The organism is Xanthobacter sp. BG11Y11_SDJG (assembly GCF_057364445.1).
In genome coordinates this window covers 1-5,532 of sequence record NZ_JBNFNU010000288.1, presented here as the reverse complement: position 1 = coordinate 5,532, position 5,532 = coordinate 1, and the positions used below count along the sequence as shown (strand labels likewise).

7 protein-coding genes and 1 pseudogene are annotated in these 5,532 nt (G+C 71.7%); 5 read left to right on the top strand and 3 right to left on the bottom strand.

The window, feature by feature from the left end:
- Positions 1-1,175: pseudogene (locus tag AC2W7M_RS18820) on the bottom strand (MFS transporter); the annotation flags it as partial.
- A 143-nt stretch (positions 1,176-1,318) separates the two neighbouring features.
- Here AC2W7M_RS18820 and AC2W7M_RS18815 point away from each other — a divergent pair.
- Positions 1,319-2,200 (top strand): LysR family transcriptional regulator, encoded by an 882-nt coding sequence (locus AC2W7M_RS18815; RefSeq protein WP_486134016.1) that lies wholly within the window; start codon positions 1,319-1,321, stop codon positions 2,198-2,200.
- Positions 2,201-2,239: 39 nt separating this feature from the next.
- Here AC2W7M_RS18815 and AC2W7M_RS18810 read toward each other — a convergent pair whose 3' ends face one another.
- Together AC2W7M_RS18810 and AC2W7M_RS18805 are read right to left on the bottom strand one after the other, a co-directional pair.
- Entirely contained in the window at positions 2,240-2,752 is a 513-nt protein-coding gene (locus tag AC2W7M_RS18810) for a Dps family protein (protein WP_486134014.1), read from the bottom strand.
- 155 nt (positions 2,753-2,907) lie between these two features.
- Positions 2,908-3,423 (bottom strand): hypothetical protein, encoded by a 516-nt coding sequence (locus tag AC2W7M_RS18805; RefSeq protein WP_486134012.1) that lies wholly within the window; start codon positions 3,421-3,423, stop codon positions 2,908-2,910.
- 155 nt (positions 3,424-3,578) lie between these two features.
- On the opposite strand from AC2W7M_RS18805, the gene AC2W7M_RS18800 reads away from it, so the two are divergent.
- Genes AC2W7M_RS18800 through AC2W7M_RS18785 form a run of 4 tightly spaced genes read left to right on the top strand, consistent with a single transcriptional unit; the run spans position 3,579 to position 5,482 of the window.
- Positions 3,579-4,472, top strand: coding sequence for a metallophosphoesterase family protein (locus tag AC2W7M_RS18800; RefSeq protein WP_486134011.1), 894 nt, complete (start codon positions 3,579-3,581; stop codon positions 4,470-4,472).
- Positions 4,414-4,713, top strand: coding sequence for a hypothetical protein (locus tag AC2W7M_RS18795; protein WP_486134009.1), 300 nt, complete (start codon positions 4,414-4,416; stop codon positions 4,711-4,713). The genes AC2W7M_RS18800 and AC2W7M_RS18795 overlap by 59 nt, the downstream gene beginning before the upstream one ends.
- Positions 4,710-5,138, top strand: coding sequence for an AAA family ATPase (locus AC2W7M_RS18790; protein WP_486134007.1), 429 nt, complete (start codon positions 4,710-4,712; stop codon positions 5,136-5,138). Before AC2W7M_RS18795 ends, AC2W7M_RS18790 begins: the two co-directional genes overlap by 4 nt.
- Complete coding sequence (locus AC2W7M_RS18785; protein ID WP_486134005.1) at positions 5,117-5,482, top strand: hypothetical protein; 366 nt, start codon at positions 5,117-5,119, stop codon at positions 5,480-5,482. Before AC2W7M_RS18790 ends, AC2W7M_RS18785 begins: the two co-directional genes overlap by 22 nt.
- The last annotated feature ends 50 nt before the right edge of the window (positions 5,483-5,532 follow it).

The window sequence follows — 5,532 nt, the reverse complement described above, 5'->3', positions numbered from 1 at the left end:
CGCGCGCCAGGCGAGGGCCTGGAGCAGCACGGCGGCGAGCGTGAAACCGATGCCGAGCGCGCTCACCAGCGTCCAGCCGCCCGCATTCCAGGCCAGCGTCCCCAGGCCGGAGCCGGCGGCGCCGCCCAGGAACATCACGCCCATGAAGGCGGTGTTGAGCCGCGCCCGCGCCTCGGGCTTCAGTGCGTAGACAATATGCTGGTGCGCGACCAGGGCGCTCTGCATACCGAAATCCAGAAGGATGCAGCCCACGACCAGACCGGCGAGCGTGCCAAAGGCGCCGAGCGCGATCCAGGCGGCGAGCGCCACCGCCGTGCCCATGAGCACCGCCCCGGTCGGCCCATGGCGATCGGCAAAGCGTCCGGCGAGCGGCGCCGCCAGGATGCCCACCGCGCCGATCAGCCCGAACAGGCCGGCGACATCGGGGCCGAGCGCAAAACGCGGCGAACCCAGGCGGAAGGCGAGGATGGTCCAGAACACCGAGAAGGCGGCGAAGATGAGCGCCTGTGTGACGGCCGCAAGCCTGAGTGCCGGGAAGGCGCTCCACAGCGCGCCGATGGAGGCGATGAGGCGGCCGTAGCCCATGCGGGCATCGGGGGCGCTGCGCGGCAGGACGAAAGCCATCACCCCCGCCATGGCGAGCGCGAGCGGAACGGCGAGCCAGAACATCTCGCGCCAACCCCCATGGGTGGCGACGAAGCCCGCGAGCGTGCGGCTGAGCAGGATGCCGGTGAGAAGCCCCGCCATCACCGTGCCCACCGTGGCGCCGCGCCGCTCGGGAGCGGCGAGGTGGGCGGCAAAGGGCACGATCTGCTGCGCCACGGTCGCGCCGAGACCGACCAAAAGCGAGCCGAACGCCAGCACCGCCGCGCTCGGAGCGCTCGCCGCCAGGACCAGCGCCGCCGCCAGCAGCACGAATTGCAGGACGATGAGGCGCCGCCGCTCCGCCAGATCCCCCAGCGGCACCAGCAGGAACAGGCCGAGCGCGTATCCCAGCTGCGTGGCGGTGGGGATTGCGCCGCCGAGCGCGCCAGGAAGCTCCTGCTCAATCTGCGCCAGCATGGGCTGGTTATAATAGATGTTGGCCACGGCGAGGCCGCCGCGGCGGCCATGGCGAAGGTGAGGGCCGGCCCGGCCGCCTTCGCGTCCGTCGGCGCTGGCGTTTGCGCTGTCATGTCGGTCTCCCCGGCCGCGGTCGTCCGAGCGGATGCCTGCCAGGGCATCGGCGCGGGCCGCGCTGTCGGGAGGGAAGATAGGTTGACCTAATTCAGGATATAATCTCTACAATCGCTGTACCGGTATATCCGAAATCGATATTATGGACCTGACGGCTCTCGCCCTTCTGGTGGAAACCGCTTCGGCTGGAAGCCTCGCGGCCGGCGCCCGCCGGCTGCGGCTCTCGCCCATGACAGCGAGCCGGCTGCTGGCCGCTCTGGAGCGCGAGCTGGGCGTGCGGCTTGCCCATCGCACCACGCGCGCCTTCTCGCTCACCGAGGAGGGCCACGCGCTCCTGCCCCACGCCCGCGCCATGCTGGAGGAGCAGGCGGCCGCCCGCGCCAGCGTCCGCGGCAGCGACGCGGAGGCGCACGGCCTGCTGCGCATCACCACCTCGTTCGCCTTCGGCCGGCGCGTATTGGCGCCGCTCATGGCGCGCTTCATGCTGGCCCATCCCAAGGTCGAGGTGGACCTGCATCTGACCGACGGGGTTCTGGACATCGTCGCGGAGGGCATCGACCTCGCCATCCGCATCGCCGCCCCAGCGGACAGCGAACTGGTGGGCCGCAGGCTCCACGACAGCCCGCGCATTCTGGTGGCCGCGCCCGATTACATCACCCGCCGGGGCGCCCCCGACACGCTGGCCGCGCTGGCGCGGCACGAATGCCTGACCATGAGCGGCGCCACCCATTGGAGCTTCGGCGGCGGGCGCGATGTCCGCCGCGTCCGGGTGGCCGGTCGCTTCACCGCGAACTCCATCGACGCGCTGCACGCCGCCTGCCGCGGCGGGCTCGGCATCGCCATGCTCTCGCTGTGGAACGTGGGGCCGGACCTTGCGGCTGGCACCCTGAAAGAGGTGAGGCTGGCCGACGCGGTCCCGGAACCCCTCGGCATCTGGGCGGTCTATCCCACCCGCCGCATGGTGCCGGCGAAGGTGCGGCTGTTCGTCGAGGCCCTGGCGGCGGAGCTGAAGACCATGGATTGAGCCGTCCTCCGCCGCTGGCGCGTGGCGCCACGGCGGCGATCAGCGGGTCCGGGTGGTCTCAAAGAGGAACCACACCCGGCGCTCGGCTTCGTCGATCCAGTTCTCAATCAGGCTGGCGGTGGCGACGTCGTTGAACTCGTCGCAAACGTCGTGGACTTCGCGCAGGAAGCCGATGAGGCTCTTATTGTCCTCCATCAGCTCGGCGAGCATATCCTCGGGGGTCACGAAGTCCGCGTCGTTGTCGGCGAGGCGCTGGAGGCGGTGGATGTGGCCGATGGAGCGCAGCGTGGTGCCGCCCACCTTGCGGGCGCGCTCGGCAAGATCGTCGGTGGTGGCGAAGATCTGCTCGGCCTGCTCGTCGAGCATCAGGTGGTAGTCGCGGAAGTGCGGGCCGGACATGTGCCAGTGGAAGTTCTTGGTCTTCAGGTAGAGCGCGAACATGTCGGCGAGCAGCCCCGTGAGCGCGCCGGCGATATCCTTGGTGGCGTTGTCGCCGAGGTCGGTGGGGGTGCGCAGCGCGGCCTTGCGGCGCTCCTTGGCGGGAGTGGGCATGACAGGGTCCCTTTCGTGCGGATGGCGGGGGTATCCAGCGCGCTGACCCACCGCCCGGCAGGGCGGAAACGCGGGAACCCCCGTCCCGTTCCCGCTTGCCGGAAATTCCCCTTCGCGTGCGCCGGTCTCGGCCGACCGGGCGGCCGGACGACCCCTCAGCGCATGTGCATCCGCGCCCAGCGCACCAGCGCGCGCAGGCGGGCCTTGAGGCGCTCCAGGTGGACGAAGGCGGCGAGGGCGTCGCGCACCGATGCGGCGGTGGTCACCATCCAGGCCACCGGGCGCAGGGTCATGAGCTGCGCCCGCCCGGCGGTGAAGATGCGCTCGATCAGCACGAACGAGACGAGGTGCGCGAGGAGGAAGGCGATGGTGCCGGTCTTCACGTGGCCGTCGGCGATCTTGAGCAGCGCCAGGAACTTCAGCGGCTCCACCACCAGATAGGGCACGCCGATGAGCACCAGCACGAGATAGGGCGAGAGCGAGGAGACCCAGCGCTCCAGCGCCTGCATCAGGCGCAGCCCGGCGATCCACCGTAGCAGCGGGCGGTAGAGCGGCCGCACCAGTTCGTCGAGCACGATCACCGCGCCGGCGACGATGCGGAACACGAGCCCGAGCGCCCTCAGGAGGGGATTGCGGGTGCGGCGGCGGGGCGGGGGATCGGTGGTGGCCATGGACCGGACGGCGCTGACAGGCAACCGCGTCCAAAATGCGGCGGCTGCCGGCCCGCCGGAACGCGGCCCCCCAAACGACCGCTCCGCCCTCGGTTTCCATCCGGCGGCATCGCGCTCTAGGATCGCGGCGAATCCCTCGCCACCCGGGACGACCGGTGCCCCTCAGGCTGATCCAAACCTCCGACTGGCAGATCGGCAAGGTCTTCCGCTTCCTGGACGGTGCCACCATGGGGCTCCTCCAGGAGGCGCGCCTTGCCGCCATCACGCGCCTCGGCGACGAGGCGCAGGCGCGTGGGGCGGCGCACGTGCTGGTGGCGGGCGACGTCTATGACATGGAGGCGCTCTCCACCCGCTCGCTCAACCAGCCGCTGGAGCGCATGCGGACTTTCCCCGGCATCCGCTGGCACCTGATCCCCGCCAATCACGACCCGCACCGGCCGAACGGGCTGTGGGACCAATTGGTGCGGCGCGGCCTGCCGGACAACGTCCACGCCCACCTGTCGCGCGCGCCGGTGGCGCTGGAGGAGGGCGCCTTCCTGCTGCCGGCGCCGTTGTTCCACCGCCACACGCTGGACGATCCCACCGCATGGATGGACGCGGCGCCGACGCCCGCGGGGGCGGTCCGCATCGGCCTCGCCCACGGCTCGGTCACCGGCTTCGGCCCGGAGGGCACCGACCAGCCCAACTACATCTCGCCGCTCCGGCCGCAATCGGCGGGCCTGTCCTATCTCGCGCTGGGCGACTGGCACCGCCAGCAGCAGATCGGCCCGCGCTGCTGGTACAGCGGCACGCCCGAGCCGGATGCCTTCGATGTCGAAGCGGGCCGGGCGCTGCTGGTGGAGATCGAGGCGCCGGGCGCCGCCCCGCGCGTCACCCCGTTCGAGACCGGCCAGTTCCGCTGGCTCGCGCTGTCGGCGCAGCTCAACGCCCCGGGCCGACATCGACCATCTGGCCGCGCGGCTGCGCGCGCTCGGCGGGGCGCTCGACAAGGTGCTGGTGCATCTGGAGGTGGAGGGCGCGCTTTCGCTCCAGGATCGCAGCGCGTTTGAGGCCGAGATCGTCGACGGCGTCTCGGCCGCCCTGTGCGTCCTGCGGGTGGACGCGCGGCGCCTCTTCCCGAGCCCCACGGCGGAGGACCTCGACCGCATCGACCGCGGCGGTTTCGTGCGTGCCGCCGCGGAGGAACTGCGCCTGCTCGCGGCGGGGGGCGGCGCGGAAGGCGCGCTCGCCGCGGAGGCGCTCCAGAAGCTCTATGTGGAGCACATGAAGCTGGAGGCGGGACGCAGATGAAGCTGCGATCGCTCGCCGTCAACCAGTTCAAGAAGTTCACCGCCCCGGCGCGCCTCGACGGCATCGGCGACGGGCTGAGCGTGGTGGTGGGCGCCAACGAGATGGGCAAGTCGACGCTGCTCGACGCGCTCCACGCCGCCTTGTTCGAGCGCCACGCCTCCAAGGCACAGCAGATCGTCGCCTTGCAGAACGACCGCAACCAGGCCGCGCCGGTGGTGGAGCTGACGTTCGAGGTGGAGGGCGGCCTCTATCGCATCACCAAGCGCTTCCTCAAGAAGCCCTATGCCGGCTCGACTGCCCGGACGGCCGCACCCTGGAGGGCGACGCCGCCGAGGACGCGCTGCGCGGCCTGCTGCGCTTCGAGGAGCCGGGCAAGACCGGCGCCAAGGCCGGCACGCTCGGCATGTGGAGCGTGCTGTGGGTGAAGCAGGGGCTCTCCTTCGCCGATCTCGCGCTGCCGGAGACCGCGCGCTCCAGCCTCCACGAGGCGCTGGAGAGCGAGGTGGGCGCCGTGCTCGGCGGCAAGCGCGGGCTGGCGCTGCCCCAGGCCATCGAGGCGCAGCGCGACGACCTGCTCACCAAGGCCGGCAAGCCGCGCGGCGCCTATCTCAAGGCCAACGAGGCGGCCGAGGCGCTCGCCGCCGAGATCGCCGCGCTCACCGCCCGCCGTCAGGACCTTCCAAGACCCTGGAGGCGCTCGAGGCGGCGCAGGAGCGGCTCGCCCGGCTCTCCGCCCCCGCCCGCGACCGCCAGGACGAGGAGGAACTGACCGAGCGCGCGCCGCCACGGCCGGCTCTCCGAGCTGGAGGCGCGCATCGC